We start from the raw sequence: 15,202 nt of genomic DNA on the forward strand, positions 1-15,202 counted from the left end.
CGTTACGGCAGATCGGACGTAAATGCTCGCCTGGCTCCAGCAGTCTGTAAATTTCACTGAAGAATTGTTGGAGGGGAGATTCGCCCCCGTCCGAGCTGACTACTATACGGGCCCGCCCGGTAAGCCGTTGCGGCTGCTGCTCCAGGCGCGAACGGATTTCCTATCGATCTGGCGGGCGAGCGACTATACCGAAACGATCTCGCAGACCCGGATCCTTGGGCGGCAGATCATCGTCGTCAACTCGCCCGACCTGATCCGGCAGGTCGTCGTCAAGCGTCATGAAAACTTCGAGCGCAAGAGCCCGCAGATGCGCCGGGCACTCGAATTCCTGCTGGGCGACGGGCTGTTTATTTCGGACGGGGACACCTGGAAGCAACGCCGGCCGCTAGTGGCGGACATCGTCCACGCCAAGCGGGTCCCCTCTTTCGGGCCCGTCATGGAAAATACGACCAGCGAACTGGTCGAGCGCTGGAACCGCATGCCCGATGGCGCCGAGGTCAACGCGTTGCACGAAATGGCGGGGCTGACCGCCGAAATCATCGCGCGCAGCGTCTTCGGTAACCAGCTCGGCGACGGTAGCGCGGCGGCGGTGACCGAGGGCTTCACCAGCTATCAGTCGCTGGTCGATTCCATCAACATCGGTTACTTCCTCGGCTTTGACGACGGCCTGCCGGTGCTGCGCACGCCGAGCCTGCGTCGTTCGGTCAAGCGCATCCACGCAACCATCGACAAGGTGGTTGAGGATCACCTTGCCGGACGCGGCGACCACAATTCGATGGTCGAGCTGCTGATCCGGCGCCAGCAACGAAACCCGGAACTGAAACTCGACCTCGTCGCCTTGCGCAACGAGGCCGCGACCATCTTCATGGCCGGGCACGAGACGACGGCGGCGACGCTGACCTGGACCTGGTATCTGCTTTCGAAGGCAGGCTGGGTCGAGAAGGCCGTTCACGACGAAATCGCCAGGGTCTGCGGCGACCGGACACCGACGATCGACGACGTGCCTCAGCTCGAATGGTGCCGGGCAGTTATCGAGGAGACGCTTCGCCTCTATCCACCGGTTCCGATCCTGGCGCGGCAGACCCGCGAGGCGGATATGATCGGCGACGTTGCCGCAGAGCCGGGCTCGCTCGTGCTGATCGTGCCGTGGCTCCTTCACCGGACTGAAAGCCTCTTCCAGGATCCACACCACTTCCATCCGGAACGGTTCACCGAAGGCCGGCGCCCGACGCCCTACAGCTTCATCCCCTTTGCCAGCGGACCGCGCGTCTGCCCCGGCCTGCATTTCGGGCTGACCGAAGCGATCCTGTGCCTGGCGATCATCGCGCAGCGCTACCGGGTTCGTGTGAGCCAGCGCCACGCGGTCGAACCGATCTGCCGCCTGACCCTCAGGCCGAAGAATGGCCTGCCGGTCACCTTGCACAAGCGAGAGGCCCCGTCGCATGGCGCCGGATGATCCGCACGCGGCGCAGCCCATTGGCAAGCGCAGGGCCTGGATCTTCGCCGAGGAAAGCGCCCCGCGGCTCGCCGATGCACTGGCGGGTGGCGACAGGGCGCGGGCCTTCCGGCGCTATTGGATCACCGACAACATCTGGAACGTCGCCAACATCGCCGCCCATTTCGGCATGAAGGTGCTGCCGATGGACGCCTGCTCCAGGCTCGGGGCGGCGCTCGGTCTCTTCATGGTTCCGCGCTTCCACAAGGTGGCGACGCGCCGCGCCCGTGAAACCATCGAACAGTTGCGGCCGGACCTTGACGCCCCGCAACGCGAGGCACTGTTTCTCGAAAACTGTCGCGCTCAGGGACGGTTGATGACGGAGTTCTCCGTCGTCAACCGATTGCAGCAGCGGCCGGAGCGGCTAAAGACCGAGGGCCTTGCACCCATCCGTGAGGCGGCGAACCGCGGCCCAGTCATTCTCGTCGGCCTGCATCTCGGCAACTGGGAAGTGGGCACGATTGCATTCCGCAAGCTCGGCCTCCAGCCGCATGCCTTCTACGTGCCGCCCAAGGGCCGGGCCAAGGCGTGGATCGCCGATCGGGTGCGCAGCAAGGCTGGCTTGCAGTTTCTGCCTCCGGGAATGGACGGGATCCGGCCGGCACTGAAGGTTCTGAAAGGCGGCGGCGTTGTCAGCATCTTCTGCGACGAGGGGTTCGGCGGCATGATCCGCGGGCCGTTCTTCGGCCGCCGGCCGCATCAGGAGGGCAACATCGCCATCGCCATACGGCTGGCGCGCATGACGGGCGCTACGATCTGCCCCTGGTACGGCCTTCGCACCGACGACTTCCGCTTCGAATGCACGGCCTTGCCGCCGATACGTTTGCCGGCGGAGGAGCGCCCCAATGCCCGGCTGCTGGATGACATGCAGTTGCTGAACGACACGATCGAGCCGGTCGTCCGCGCCCATCTCGACCAATGGTATTTCCTCGATAACGCGCTACGGCCGCAGTGAGCTTACTCGCGCCTTTTTTAACGCCTGCACGTCGCGGCTTTGCGATCGGCGCTTGATGCCGGCCGGGTCTGGCCTATTTATTCCGCCAAGGACCGAAATCCCTGTTCCTGACCGATAAGACGGAAGGAGAAACCCATGGGACTGAAGCAGGCGGACATTACAGCCATCCTTGGCCCGGTTGACGAGACGCTGATGGCCGAACTGCTTGCGACCGGCGCGACGGCCGGCGAGCTTGCGGAGGCGATCGCCTGGGTCAACAACGATGAAGCGCTGATCGGGGAAGGCCGCCATCTGCCGGCCGGCCGAGTTGCGGCGCTGATCGATATCTTGACCCCGGACAACGAAGAAGTGCGGAATTTGGGACTGTAGTCGCGAAAGCCGGTTGCCGGGTACGTCCGATTGCAAGCCGCCTTCCGGGCGGCTGGGTGCGTGAGGCCATATGTTCGTGTTGAGGGAGGTCCACAATGGCTGCCAAGGAAGTCAGGTTCAGTAGCGATGCCCGCGATCGGATGTTGCGCGGCGTCGACATTCTCGCCGATGCGGTCAAGGTCACGCTCGGCCCGAAGGGACGCAACGTCGTCATCGAACGCGCCTTCGGCGCGCCGCGCATCACCAAGGACGGCGTGTCGGTCGCCAAGGAAATCGAGCTCGACGACAAGTTCGAGAACATGGGCGCGCAGATGCTGCGGGAGGTCGCATCGCGCACCAGCGACGTGGCCGGCGACGGCACAACGACGGCCACCGTGCTCGCACAGGCCATCGTCAAGGAGGGCGTCAAGGCGATCGCGTCCGGCATGAACCCGATGGATCTGAAACGCGGCATCGATCTCGCCGTCGATGCGATCGTCGCAAAACTGAAGACCCATGCGCGCAAGATTTCCAACAATGAGGAGATCGCGCAGGTCGGCACGATCTCGGCCAACGGCGACGCCGAAATCGGAAGCTATCTGGCAAAGGCCATGGAGCGTGTCGGCAACGAAGGCGTGATTACGGTCGAGGAGGCGAAGACGGCCGAAATAGAGCTGGAGATCGTCGAAGGCATGCAATTCGACCGCGGCTATCTCTCCCCCTATTTCGTCACCGACCAGGAGAAGATGCGGGTTGAATTCGAAGACCCCTACATTCTCATTCACGAAAAGAAGCTTTCCAACCTGCAGGCGATGATCCCGATTCTCGAAGCAGTGATCCAGGCAAGCCGGCCGCTGTTGATCATCGCCGAGGATGTGGAAGGCGAAGCGCTGGCGACGCTGGTCGTCAACAAGCTGCGCGGCGGGCTGAAGATCGCCGCCGTCAAGGCGCCGGGCTTCGGCGACCGGCGCAAGGCGATGCTCGAGGACATCGCCATCCTGACGGGCGGGACCGTCATCTCCGAAGATCTCGGCATCAAGCTTGAAAACGTGGCGCTCGCCAATCTCGGGCGGGCCAAGCGGGTGATGGTCGAGAAGGAAGACACCACCATCGTCGATGGCGCCGGCACCAAGGCGGACATCGACGGGCGCGTCGGCCAGATCAAGGCGCAGATCGAGGAAACGACCTCCGACTACGATCGCGAGAAGCTGCAGGAACGGCTGGCCAAGCTTGCCGGCGGCGTCGCGGTGATCCGGGTGGGCGGCTCGACGGAAGTGGAAGTGAAGGAAAAGAAGGACCGGGTCGACGATGCGCTGCATGCGACGCGGGCCGCGGTGGAGGAAGGCATTCTGCCTGGCGGCGGCGTCGCGCTGCTCCGCGTCGTCCACGCGCTCGATGGGCTCAAGCCCGAAAATGACGACCAACGCGTCGGCGTCGAGATCGTCCGGCGGGCGCTGGAGGCGCCGGTGCGCCAGATCGCCGAAAACGCCGGCGCCGAAGGCTCGGTCATCGTCGGCAAACTTCGGGAGATGAGCGACTTCGCCCAGGGTTGGAACGCGCAGACCGGTGAATATGGCGATCTCTACCGCATGGGCGTCATCGATCCGGCGAAAGTCGTGCGGGCGGCGCTGCAGGATGCGGCGTCGGTCGCCGGCCTGCTTGTGACCACCGAAGCGATGGTCGCCGAAAAACCGAAGAAGAACGTACCCACGCCACCGCCCGGCCCGGGCATGGATTTCTGACCCGCGCCAGTCGGTCGGTCGCCTAGCCGGACGGCTGCCGGTGGCGCCCGACCTCGTCGATCGCAAGTTCAGCGATCGGCAAGAGGTCCGCTTCGCCGGCACCGTCCTGCGCCTGCACGGTCATGCCCTGGAGAATAGCGCCGACGAAGCGCGCGAGGCCGCCGGCCTCGGTATCCGCACGTAGTTCTCCGTCCTCTATGCCCTGCCGGAAGCGCGCCTCCAGCAAGGCCAGCGCTCAGTGCGCAGGGCAGAAGATCACCGTCGTCGCCATGACGAACACGACCTTCGAGGGCATGTGGGGTCCGTTCACCCGCGAGGTTCGCGACGCCGTCTACGGCAGGCACTGAACAGAGATGGCGCAGGCAAAGAAAAAGCCCGGCGAGACGATCGCCGGGCTTTCCTTTTGGGTCAGGTCCGCTCGACCTCAGTCCTTCTTCTGCGGAATCGGGCGGATCGCCAGTTCGCGCAGCTGGGCCGGCGTCGCTTCGGACGGTGCGCCCATCAGGAGGTCGACGGCCTGCTGGTTCATCGGGAAGATCGAGATCTCGCGCAGGTTCTTGGCACCGACGAGCAGCATGACGATACGGTCGATTCCGAATGCCATGCCGCCATGCGGCGGTGCACCGTACTGGAAGGCGCGGTAGAGGCCGCCGAACTGATCTTCGACTTCCTGCTGCGACTTGCCGGTCAGCTCAAACGCCTTGACCATGACTTCCGGAAGCTGGTTACGGATCGAGCCCGAGGCGATTTCGAAGCCGTTGCAGACCATGTCGTACTGGTAGGCCTTGATCGACAGCGGATCTTCGCCGTTCAGCGCTTCCAGACCACCCTGCGGCATCGAGAAGGGGTTGTGGGCGAAGTCGATCTTCTTTTCGTCTTCCAGCCATTCGTAGAACGGGAAATCGACGATCCAGCAGAATTCGTAGCGGTCGCGGTCGACGAGGTTCAGTTCCTCGCCGGCGCGGGTGCGGGCTTCGCCAGCAAACTTGTAGAACTTGGCGGGGTCACCGGCGACGAAGAAGCAGGCGTCGCCGTCGTCGAGGCCGAGCTGGGTGCGGATCGCATCCGTGCGCTCTTCGCCGATGTTCTTGGCGAGCGGACCGGCGCCTTCGAGCTTTTCGCCCTCCTTGCGCCAGAAGATGTAGCCGAGGCCGGGCTGACCCTGGCTCTGCGCCCAGGCGTTCATGCGGTCGCAGAAGGCGCGCGAGCCACCGGTCTTGGCCGGGATGGCCCAGACTTCGACCTTCGGGTTAGACGCGATCATGTTCGCGAAGACCTTGAAGCCGGAACCGGCGAAGTGTTCGGTAACTGCCTGCATCTCGATCGGGTTGCGCAGGTCCGGCTTGTCGGAGCCGTATTTGCGGATCGCCGTGTCGTAAGGAATGCGCGGGAACTTTTCCGTCACCGGCTTGCCGTCGGCAAACTCCACGAAGATGTCGCGGATCACCGGTTCCATCGTCGACCAGACGTCTTCCTGCTCGACGAAGCTCATTTCCAGGTCGAGTTGGTAGAACTCGCCCGGCAGGCGGTCGGCGCGCGGGTCTTCGTCGCGGAAGCACGGGGCGATCTGGAAGTAGCGGTCGAAGCCGGCGACCATCAGCAACTGCTTGTACTGCTGCGGCGCCTGCGGCAGGGCATAGAAGCTGCCGGGATGAATGCGCGACGGCACGAGGAAGTCGCGCGCGCCTTCCGGCGACGAGGCCGTCAGGATCGGGGTCGTGTATTCGGTGAAACCGACGTCGCCCATGTGGCGGCGCATCGACGAGATGATCTGGGTGCGCTTGACGATGTTCTTGTGCAGCGTGTCGCGACGCAGGTCGAGGAAGCGGTACTTGAGGCGCACGTCTTCCGGATAGTCCGGCTCGCCGAAGACCGGCAACGGCAGTTCCTTGGCGGCCGAGAGAACCTCGATCTCCTGCGCATAGAGTTCGATTTCGCCGGTTGGCATGCCCTTGTTGACGGTGTCGTCCATGCGCGCCTTGACGAGGCCGTCAATGCGCACGACCCATTCGCCGCGAACGGTCTCGGCCGCCTTGAAGGCGGGGCTGTCGGGATCGGCGACGACCTGGGTGATGCCGTAGTGGTCGCGCAGGTCGATGAAGAGCAGGCCGCCATGGTCGCGGACGCGGTGGACCCAGCCCGAAAGGCGAACGGTGGAACCGACGTCCGACTTGCGGAGGGCGGCACAGGTGTGGCTGCGGTAACGGTGCATCGTCTTATCCCGGAATTGCAAAGAGCCGCGCAAGCTCGTGGGACACAGCGCGCGGCAACATGGTCAAAATCGGGCGGAAAAGCGCATGATGCGCAGCCTTTGTCAAGCTGCAGCGCCCGCTGCCGCCCCGGATGGAGGTGCGTTGTAAACGAAGGCAAGAGCCAGTCCAAGACCGCTTGTGACAGAAGGCGGCCGAAATGCCGCGAAAAGAACGGCAATCGTCACAATTCGGGACTGTCCGGCGGCAGAATGCGGGGCTACACATGAGCAAGGCCCGATAGTAATCCCACCCGAGTCGTGGCCGCCTGCCCGGATGTCGCCTGCCCCATGTCCCAGATTCGCCCGCTTATCCCCCTCCTCGTCACCGCAGGCATCCTCATCGGCGGCAACGGCCTGCAGGGCACTTTCATCTCGCTGCGTGCACTCGAAGAAGGTTTCTCGACATCGCTGATCGGCGTTATCGGCGCCGGCTACAATATCGGCTTCGCGCTTGGCTGCGTCTACGTCACCCGCATCCTGCGGTCGATCGGTCACATCCGCACCTTCTCGGCGATGGCGGCGATCGCTTCGGCCGCGGCCATCTCGATGGTGCTCGTTATCAATCCGCTGATGTGGTTCCTGATGCGGCTTCTTGCCGGCATCTGTTTCGCCTGCCTGTTTGCGACAGTCGAGAGCTGGCTCAATGCCAGCGTCACCAATGCCAACCGGGCCCGCACGCTTTCGGTCTATCGCCTCGTCGACCTCGGCTCGGTCACGGCCGCACAATATGTCATTCCTGGCATCGGGCTTGGCGGCTTCGAGCTTTTTGCCATCATCTCCATGGCGCTGACGCTGTCGCTGGTGCCGATCTCCTTTGCCGACCGCTCGAGCCCTGTGGCCCCGGAGGCGATCCGCTTCGACGTCAAGGCGCTGTGGAACATCTCGCCGCTTGCGACCGTCGGCTGCATCGTCGTCGGTCTGACCAACGCCGCCTTCCGCTCGCTCGGGCCAATCTATGCGCAGGGTATCGGCCTGTCGGTGACGGCGATCGCCACCTTCATGAGCGCCGGCATCATCGGCGGCGTCGTGCTGCAGTATCCGCTCGGCCACTATTCCGATCGGTTCGACCGCCGCCTGATCATCCTGATCGCCACCTTCGGCTCGCTGCTCGCAGGCTTGTTTCTCGCCTTCGGCGCCGGCAACGACGAATGGCTGAACTTTGCCGGCATCTTCCTGTTCGGCGCCTTTGCCATGCCGCTCTATTCGCTCTGTTCGGCCCATGCGAACGACCACGCGGCCGAGGGGCAGCATGCGCTCGTCTCCGCCGGCATGCTGTTCTTCTGGTCGCTGGGCGCGATCATCGGGCCGCTGTTTGCCTCCTTCCTGCTCGAGATCTTCGGGCCGCAGGCGCTGTTCATCTACACGGCAGCGATCCTCTTCCTGTTCATGCTCTACACCCTGCAGCGCATGACGGCGCGCGGGCCGGTGCCCGCCGGGGAGCGCGCCTTGCCGTTCCGCAATCTCCTGCGCACCTCGTCCTTTTTCAACAAGCTCGCCGCCGGCAACAACCACAAGCGCAAGGATCGCTGACCTGCGGCAAGATGCGCGCGATCCGGATAATTGCTGAACACAATAATCAGGTTTAGAACCGGGGCACCTCAAACAGCAGCCGAGATTGCCGAAATGCCCGTCATCAGCCGCCGCACCTTCCTCCAAGGCTCCGCTGCTCTCGGAGGCGCCTTCGCGCTCGGCGCCGGCATGGCGGCGCGCGCCGGCGCCGCACCCGATCCGCAGATCCTGATGGCACAGCTTGCCGAAGCCCAGATCGCCAAGGATGGGCTTACGCCCAAGGTCATGACCTACGGCTTGGGTGAGGCTCCAAGCAGCGGCATGCCGCCCGTCTTGCGCATGCGCAAGGGCGAGCCCTATGCGGCCCGCCTCTTCAACCGGCTGGACGAGCCGACGACGGTACATTGGCACGGACTGCGCATTGCCAACGCCATGGATGGCGTGCCGGAACTGACGCAGCCTTATGTCTATCCGGGCGACCGTTTCGACTATGTGTTCACCCCGCCGGATGCCGGCACCTTCTGGTATCATCCACATTGCAACACGCTGACCCAGATGGGTGCCGGCCTGACCGGCATGATCGTCGTCGAAAACCCGGACGATCCGACGTTCGATGCCGAGATCGTGCTCAACCTGCGAGATTGGCGGCTCGGCACCGGCGGCGCGTTCATCGACGCATTCAAGCCGCGGGATGCGGCCCGCGGCGGCACTTACGGCACGGTGCGCACCGCCAACTGGCAGCAGGAGCCTACTTACGATGCACCGGCCGGCGGCCTGGTGCGCGTACGCATCGCCGCAACCGACGTCACCCGCATCTATACGATCGGCCTTGAGGGCGCTGAGGCGATGGTCATCGCGCTCGACGGCAATCCGGTCGACAAGCCCTTTGCACTTGATCGCTACGATTTTGGGCCCGGCCAGCGCGTCGATCTTGTCGTGCGCATGCCCGACGGCGAGGGTCAGACGGTTGCGCTCGGCAACCTGCGTGGATCGCATCCCTGGACGATCGCGCGCTTCCGGTCAGCCGGAGCGTCGCTCAAGCGCGATCTTCGGGATGTCAGCCCCCTGCCTGCCAACCCGATCGCGGAAGCCGACCTCTCCACCGCCACCCGCGTGCCGCTCGAACTGACGGCGACGGCCGAGCACAAGGCGACGCCTTCGATCTGCGGTTCGCTTGGCTACACCTTCTGGGCGATCAACAAGGTTCCGTGGCCGGGCGACACGCCCGATCCGATCGCGCCGATCGAGGAGATGAAGCTCGGCAAGAGCTATGTGCTGGAGGTCGCCAACCGGACGCCGCATGCGCACCCGATCCATCTGCACGGCCTGAGCTTCCGCATTCTCAATTCCAACAAGCGGACTTTCCTGCCGCCGCCGACCGATACGATCCTGCTTTTGCCCGATGAACAGGCGGAAGTGGCGCTTGTGGCGGACAATCCGGGCGATTGGGTCGTGCATTGCCATATCATCGAGCACCAGAAGACCGGCATGACGGGTTATTTCAAAGTCGTCTGAGATTTCGATTGTGACAGATGCCGCGAAGAGTTACACGAAATTCCAAGCCGCATTTTCGCCACAGTGATTTAAATCTGATGATTGAAACAACAGCAGACCTTGAGGCCGCCTGCCAGCAGCTGGCCCTATCAAATTATATTACGATCGATACCGAATTTCTTCGCGAGACGACTTTCTGGCCGGAGCTTTGCCTGATCCAGATGGCGAGCCCGGACCTTGCCGTCATCGTCGACCCGATGGCGAAGGGCATCGATCTTGCGCCCTTCTTCGCGCTGATGGCCAACCCGGAGGTCATCAAGGTGTTCCATGCCGCGCGTCAGGACATCGAGATCATCTTCCATCTCGGAAACCTTATTCCGCATCCGATCTTCGATACGCAGGTCGCAGCGATGGTTTGCGGCTTTGGCGACAGCGTTTCCTATGACCAGCTGGTCAACCGCGTCACCGGCACGCAGATCGACAAGTCCTCGCGCTTTACCGACTGGAGCCGCCGTCCGCTGACCGAAAAGCAGCTCGACTATGCGCTGGCCGACGTGACGCATCTGCGCGACATCTACAAATACCTGGCGGCAGAACTCGAACGCGAAGGCCGTTCGCTCTGGCTGACCGAAGAGATGGCCATTCTCGAAGCCCGCGACACCTACGACCTGCACCCTGACGACGCCTGGCAGCGGCTGAAGATGCGGGTAAAGAAGCCGATCGAGCTCGCCGTGCTGAAGACGGTCGCCGCCTGGCGCGAGCGCGAGGCACGCGCCCGCAACGTGCCGCGCGGCCGCATCCTCAAGGATGACGCCATTTACGAGATCGCCCAGCAGCAGCCGAAGGATGCGGAAGCACTGGCACGGCTCCGGACCATCCCCAAGGGCTGGGAACGCTCCACCGCCGGAACGGCGGTCGTCGAGGCCGTCAACGAGGCGCTGGCGATCCCGAAGACCGATCTGCCGAAGCTTCCGCGCCAAAGCCATGCGCCGGAAGGTGCTGCGGCCGCTGGCGAGATGCTGAAGGTGCTTTTGAAGCTGATCGCCGAGAAGCAGGGTGTCGCCGCGAAGATCATCGCCAACAGCGAAGATCTCGACAAAATAGCTGCCGAGGGCGAGAAGGCGGATGTCGCCGCGCTCAAGGGCTGGCGGCGCGAACTCTTCGGCGAAACGGCACTGAAGCTGATCAACGGCGACGTTGCCCTGCGCTTCGTCGACAAGAAGATCGAAGCAGTGGAAATCAGCGCCGAGATCACGTCCGCGTCAGCTTGAAAAAGGGATTGGGCGGGGACAAGTTTCCGCCTGAATCCAGCTCTAGCGAAGGGCCGGGCGGAACAGAATCACCATCGTATCAAACGATGTGACGTGAGCCGGCGCCTTGGGCAACGCCGACCGACACGGATGCCGCCTCTTCCGGTACCGGAGCTTTCTGCATGCGTTGGCGCTTTTCGACTTTCGAAGGACTTCTCTTGCTGCTGGTCGTCGCAGGCGCCGGCGCGGTCTACGCATGGGTTTTCTACGGCAAGGGCGCCCTGATCGGCGCGACCTATGCGCTCTTCATGTGCCTGCCGATCATCGCCTTCGAGCGACGCATCATTTTCCGGCGCCTGCATCGACGGATCCACGCCTTTTCCACGCCGGTCTTTTTCGTCGCGTCGCTGGTGATCTACTTCGTGCTTCTCGACATCGGATATGCCGCCGCTGGCCTGCTCATGCAGTCGGGCGGCGTCATGGAGGACCATTGGATGGACGCGATGATGCCGTCCAAGACGGTCCTAATCTTCGCGCTCGGCGTATCAGGTTCGCTCGTCTTCATCCTCAGGGTTCGCGAACTCCTCGGGCGCGACGTCTTTTTGAGCCTGCTCACCGGCCGCTATCGCAGACCGGTCGAGGAGGAACGCGTCTTCCTCTTCATCGACCTGGCCGGTTCGACCGCCTATGCCGAGAAACACGGCGACCTGCGGATGCAGGAGTATCTCGGCAGGCTGTTTGCGACGATCGCCGACCCGGTCATGCGCTACCGCGGCTCGATCGACGACTATATCGGTGACGCCGCCGTCATTACCTGGCCTTTCGATCGCGCCACCAACAATGCGGCGTGCATTCATTGCGTCTTCGACATTCTGGAAATGATCGATGCGGATGCGCGCCGTTGGCAAAAGGAGTTCGGCGAGGTTCCGCGGCTGCGCGCGGCGCTTCATGGCGGCACCATCGTCGCGGCGGAAATCGGGCTCGACCGGCACAAGATCACCTATTTCGGCGATACGGTGAACACCACCGCCCGGCTCGAAGGTTTCTGCAAGACGCTCGGCCACCAGGTACTGATCTCCACCGATCTCGCCCGCAAGATGCGTCTGCCGCATTATGTGCGGGTCGAGGATCTCGGCGAGCACGCCGTCAGAGGACGCGGGCAGAAGCTTGGCGTTCTGTCGTTGCGCGCAGGCAGCGCGGCTCCTCAGCTGGCATCGACCGCGGCCGAGTGATCCCGGCCGGCGCGCAGGGCATCGATCGGCCGGATCGCGATCGCCGTCAGCCGTGCAGCTTGGCACCCTTGGTGATCTTGTCGACCAGCTTCTTGTCCGCATGAATGGCAATGCCGGCGACTGCCGCGTCGTCCGGCCTGGTCTCGGCGAAAACCGCACGGTTGGCGTGGTCGTGACCGGTGGCAAACATGCCGTCGACATAGATCGAAGCTTTGACCTCTCTTTCGATCGCGCGCCGTTGAATGTTGCCGAGCGTCTTCCCATCTGCGGCAAGGACGATGATCGGCTGGATGCTCAAGGCGTTGTAGACGTTGCCGGCGCCATCGCGATAATCTTCGCCGATGATCCCGGGCTTCTGTCCGGCGATCCCGGTGGCGAGGAAGGCGGTGACGTTGAGCTTCTGCCAGGTTGCCAGGTCCTCGCGCAAGACGATTGCAAATTTGGTATCGAACATGACGGCCATCTCCATTTCAGCCCGACAGGGCGTGCCGGAAGACGCATTATCGGACGGCGCTGCGATCGATCTTGAACGATTGTGCGGCGCGCCCGGCGACGGCATTCGGGTTGCGCCTGCGGTCGATGGCATCGAGCGCATCGAGGCGCGCCTGCATGGAAAATTTTTCGAGCCGCACCGCCACGACACCTATGCCATCGGCGTAACGCTCGGCGGCGTCCAGACGTTTCAGTATCGCGGCGAAAGCCGCTTCAGCAATCCTGGAAGCATCATCATCCTCCACCCGGACGAGATCCATGATGGCGGCGCGGGAACGGAGATCGGGCTGCGCTACCGGATGATGTATCTGCAGCCGGAACGGCTACTCGCAGCCCTTGATGAAACCGACCGCTCCCTGCCCTTCGTCGCAGCCCCTGTCGTGGGCGACGAGGCGCTGCGGCAGGCGGTCGGCGAAGCCGTGATGGATCTCGACAATGGCATCGACGAATTGGCGCTCGACGATATCCTCGTGCGGATCGCCGAGGGGCTCTACCGTCATGCCGGCACCAAGGACGCCAAGCCCGCAAAGTTCGACACGCGTGCCGTTCTACAGGCGAGCGAATTCCTTCGCGCCAATCTCGAACGGCCCGTCGGCTCGCAGGAACTTGAGGCGGTGAGCGGGCTCGATCGCTTCACGCTCGCCCGGCAATTCCGCCGGGTTCTCGGCACCAGCCCCCATCGCTACCTGCTGATGCGCCGGCTGGAGCGGGCACGGCAGATTATCGCCCGGGGCGAAAGCCTTGCCGGTGCTGCGCTCGAAACCGGCTTTGCCGACCAGGCGCATTTCACCCGTCATTTCAAGCGCGCCTACGGCCTGACGCCCGGCCGCTGGGCAAGCCTCGCCGTCGCCGGCTAATCCTGTCACCAAAGCTTCATCGGGTTGTAAAGCAAGCATCACCCAACCGTCATCATAGCCGCCTATCGGGTTGCGGACTGCAGCGCCGCGCGTGCTGGGACGCGCAAGGGTCGCTGCAGCACGTCGAATTTGCTGCACGTCTGCCTCCTTGGTTCTAGGGCGATCCAAGGAGACATGCAGAAGGCTCCAACCCAAGGTGAACCTCATGACGAAAACGCTTCTCGCCACCGCGGCTCTTTCTCTTTTGATGACGATGGCCGCCTCGGCCGAGGAAAAGTCCTTTACCGCGACGCTGAAGGGCCACGCGATCCTGCCGGCCAACACGATCATCGCCGCCACCTCGGACGCACCGGAATACCTCAAGACCTCCGGCAAGTTCACCACCGCGGACCGCAAGCGTGCCGAAGCGCTCGGCACCGTTCCGGGCAAGGACGGCGTTCGCCTGACCGGCCTGTCGCTGCCCTTCGACGGCCAGCCGATGCAGGGTTTTTCCGGCATCAAGGCGATGGAAGACGGCACCTTCTGGAGCCTCTCCGACAACGGTTTCGGCAGCAAGATGAACTCCAGCGACGCCATGCTGATGCTGCACCACGTGAAGATGGACTGGGACGCCGGCAAGGTCGAAGCACTGAAGACGTTGTTCCTGACCGACCCGGACAAGAAGGCCCCCTTCCCGATCGTCATGGAAGGCTCGGACAAGCGTTATCTCACCGGCGCCGACTTCGACGTCGAATCGATCCAGCCGGTTGCGGACGGCTTCTGGGTCGGTGAAGAGTTCGGCCCCTACATCCTCAAGTTCGATCTCGACGGCAAGTTGACCGACGTGATCGCGACCACGGTCGACAGCAAGCCGGTGCTTTCGCCCGACAATCCGACGCTGACGCTGCAGGGCGATCCCTCGAAGAAGACGCCCGCCTTCAACCTGAAGCGCTCCGGCGGCTATGAAGGCATGGCGCTTTCCAAGGACGGCAGCAAGCTTTACGGCCTGCTCGAAGGCCCGCTCTGGACCGACAGCGAAACGGTCGAGCAGGCCGATGGCCGCCCGGCGCTGCGCATCATCGAACTCGATGTTGCGAGCAAAGCCTGGACCGGTCGCAGCTGGCTCTATCCGCTGGCTGAAGGCGGCGAGGCGATCGGCGACTTCAACATGCTCGACGACAAGACCGCACTGGTGATCGAGCGCGACAATGGCGCCGGCACGGTGGACAAGGCCTGCGCCGATCCGAAGGACCCGAAGCCGGACTGCTTCGCAACGGGCTCCAAGGTCAAGCGCATCTACAAGATCGCCTTTGACGACAGCAATGCCGGCAAGGCCGTGCGCAAGATCGGCTACATCGACCTCTTGAAGATCGCCGATCCGGACAACAAGAAGCGCCAGGGCGGCGGCGAAGGCTTCTACGACATGCCCTTCGTCACCATCGAGAACGTCGACCGCGTCGATGAGACCCACATCATCGTCGGCAACGACAACAACCTGCCGTTCTCGGCCGGCCGCGCGCTCGACAAGGCCGACGACAACGAGTTCGTGCTGCTCGAAGTTGGCGACTTCCTCAAGGCCGATTAATCAAAAGGGCGCG

General features: G+C 63.5%; 13 protein-coding genes. 10 read left to right on the forward strand and 3 right to left on the reverse strand.

The annotated features are described in order from the left end of the window. The first annotated feature begins 127 nt into the window (after nucleotides 1–127). The 4 genes from IB272_RS17795 (at nucleotide 128) to groL (ending at nucleotide 4,540) form a co-directional block, all read left to right on the forward strand. Nucleotides 128–1,456 (forward strand): cytochrome P450, encoded by a 1,329-nt coding sequence (locus IB272_RS17795; protein ID WP_226020675.1) that lies wholly within the window; start codon nucleotides 128–130, stop codon nucleotides 1,454–1,456. Then, complete coding sequence (locus IB272_RS17800; RefSeq protein WP_060580896.1) at nucleotides 1,443–2,450, forward strand: hypothetical protein; 1,008 nt, start codon at nucleotides 1,443–1,445, stop codon at nucleotides 2,448–2,450. Before IB272_RS17795 ends, IB272_RS17800 begins: the two co-directional genes overlap by 14 nt. Nucleotides 2,451–2,585: 135 nt before the next feature. Then, nucleotides 2,586–2,819 (forward strand): hypothetical protein, encoded by a 234-nt coding sequence (locus IB272_RS17805; RefSeq protein WP_060580897.1) that lies wholly within the window; start codon nucleotides 2,586–2,588, stop codon nucleotides 2,817–2,819. 95 nt (nucleotides 2,820–2,914) lie between these two features. Beyond that, nucleotides 2,915–4,540 (forward strand): chaperonin GroEL, encoded by a 1,626-nt coding sequence (gene groL / locus IB272_RS17810; protein WP_060580898.1) that lies wholly within the window; start codon nucleotides 2,915–2,917, stop codon nucleotides 4,538–4,540. 22 nt (nucleotides 4,541–4,562) lie between these two features. Here groL and IB272_RS17815 read toward each other — a convergent pair whose 3' ends face one another. Both IB272_RS17815 and aspS read right to left on the reverse strand, forming a co-directional pair. After that, a complete protein-coding gene (locus IB272_RS17815) occupies nucleotides 4,563–4,766 on the reverse strand; it encodes a hypothetical protein (protein ID WP_060580899.1) in 204 nt (67 codons plus the stop codon). Between the two features lie 198 nt (nucleotides 4,767–4,964). Beyond that, entirely contained in the window at nucleotides 4,965–6,752 is a 1,788-nt protein-coding gene (gene aspS, locus IB272_RS17820) for an aspartate--tRNA ligase (RefSeq protein WP_060580900.1), read from the reverse strand. Between the two features lie 327 nt (nucleotides 6,753–7,079). Between aspS and IB272_RS17825 the strand changes: the two genes are divergently transcribed. From IB272_RS17825 to IB272_RS17840, 4 genes are all read left to right on the forward strand, one after another. After that, complete coding sequence (locus tag IB272_RS17825) at nucleotides 7,080–8,321, forward strand: MFS transporter (RefSeq protein WP_060580901.1); 1,242 nt, start codon at nucleotides 7,080–7,082, stop codon at nucleotides 8,319–8,321. 93 nt (nucleotides 8,322–8,414) lie between these two features. After that, a complete protein-coding gene (locus IB272_RS17830) occupies nucleotides 8,415–9,815 on the forward strand; it encodes a multicopper oxidase family protein (protein WP_060580902.1) in 1,401 nt (466 codons plus the stop codon). Between the two features lie 77 nt (nucleotides 9,816–9,892). Beyond that, the gene (gene rnd / locus IB272_RS17835) at nucleotides 9,893–11,065 is read left to right on the forward strand and encodes a ribonuclease D (protein WP_060522151.1); all 1,173 of its coding nucleotides are present in this window, start codon (nucleotides 9,893–9,895) and stop codon (nucleotides 11,063–11,065) included. Between the two features lie 161 nt (nucleotides 11,066–11,226). Further along, nucleotides 11,227–12,276 carry an adenylate/guanylate cyclase domain-containing protein gene (locus IB272_RS17840; RefSeq protein ID WP_034803810.1) on the forward strand — a complete coding sequence of 350 codons (1,050 nt, stop codon included), beginning with the start codon at nucleotides 11,227–11,229 and terminating at the stop codon, nucleotides 12,274–12,276. A gap of 46 nt (nucleotides 12,277–12,322) precedes the next feature. On the opposite strand, the gene IB272_RS17845 is transcribed toward IB272_RS17840, so the two are convergent. Continuing rightward, entirely contained in the window at nucleotides 12,323–12,730 is a 408-nt protein-coding gene (locus tag IB272_RS17845) for a DUF2000 family protein (RefSeq protein WP_060522237.1), read from the reverse strand. Here IB272_RS17845 and IB272_RS17850 point away from each other — a divergent pair. Both IB272_RS17850 and IB272_RS17855 read left to right on the forward strand, forming a co-directional pair. Further along, a complete protein-coding gene (locus tag IB272_RS17850) occupies nucleotides 12,729–13,625 on the forward strand; it encodes an AraC family transcriptional regulator (protein ID WP_113135661.1) in 897 nt (298 codons plus the stop codon). The two genes, IB272_RS17845 and IB272_RS17850, sit on opposite strands and share 2 nt — an antisense overlap. A gap of 205 nt (nucleotides 13,626–13,830) precedes the next feature. Then, complete coding sequence (locus tag IB272_RS17855; RefSeq protein WP_113135660.1) at nucleotides 13,831–15,189, forward strand: esterase-like activity of phytase family protein; 1,359 nt, start codon at nucleotides 13,831–13,833, stop codon at nucleotides 15,187–15,189. The last annotated feature ends 13 nt before the right edge of the window (nucleotides 15,190–15,202 follow it).

This window comes from Ensifer sp. ENS08 (assembly GCF_014852195.1).
Taxonomy (GTDB): domain Bacteria; phylum Pseudomonadota; class Alphaproteobacteria; order Rhizobiales; family Rhizobiaceae; genus Ensifer; species Ensifer adhaerens.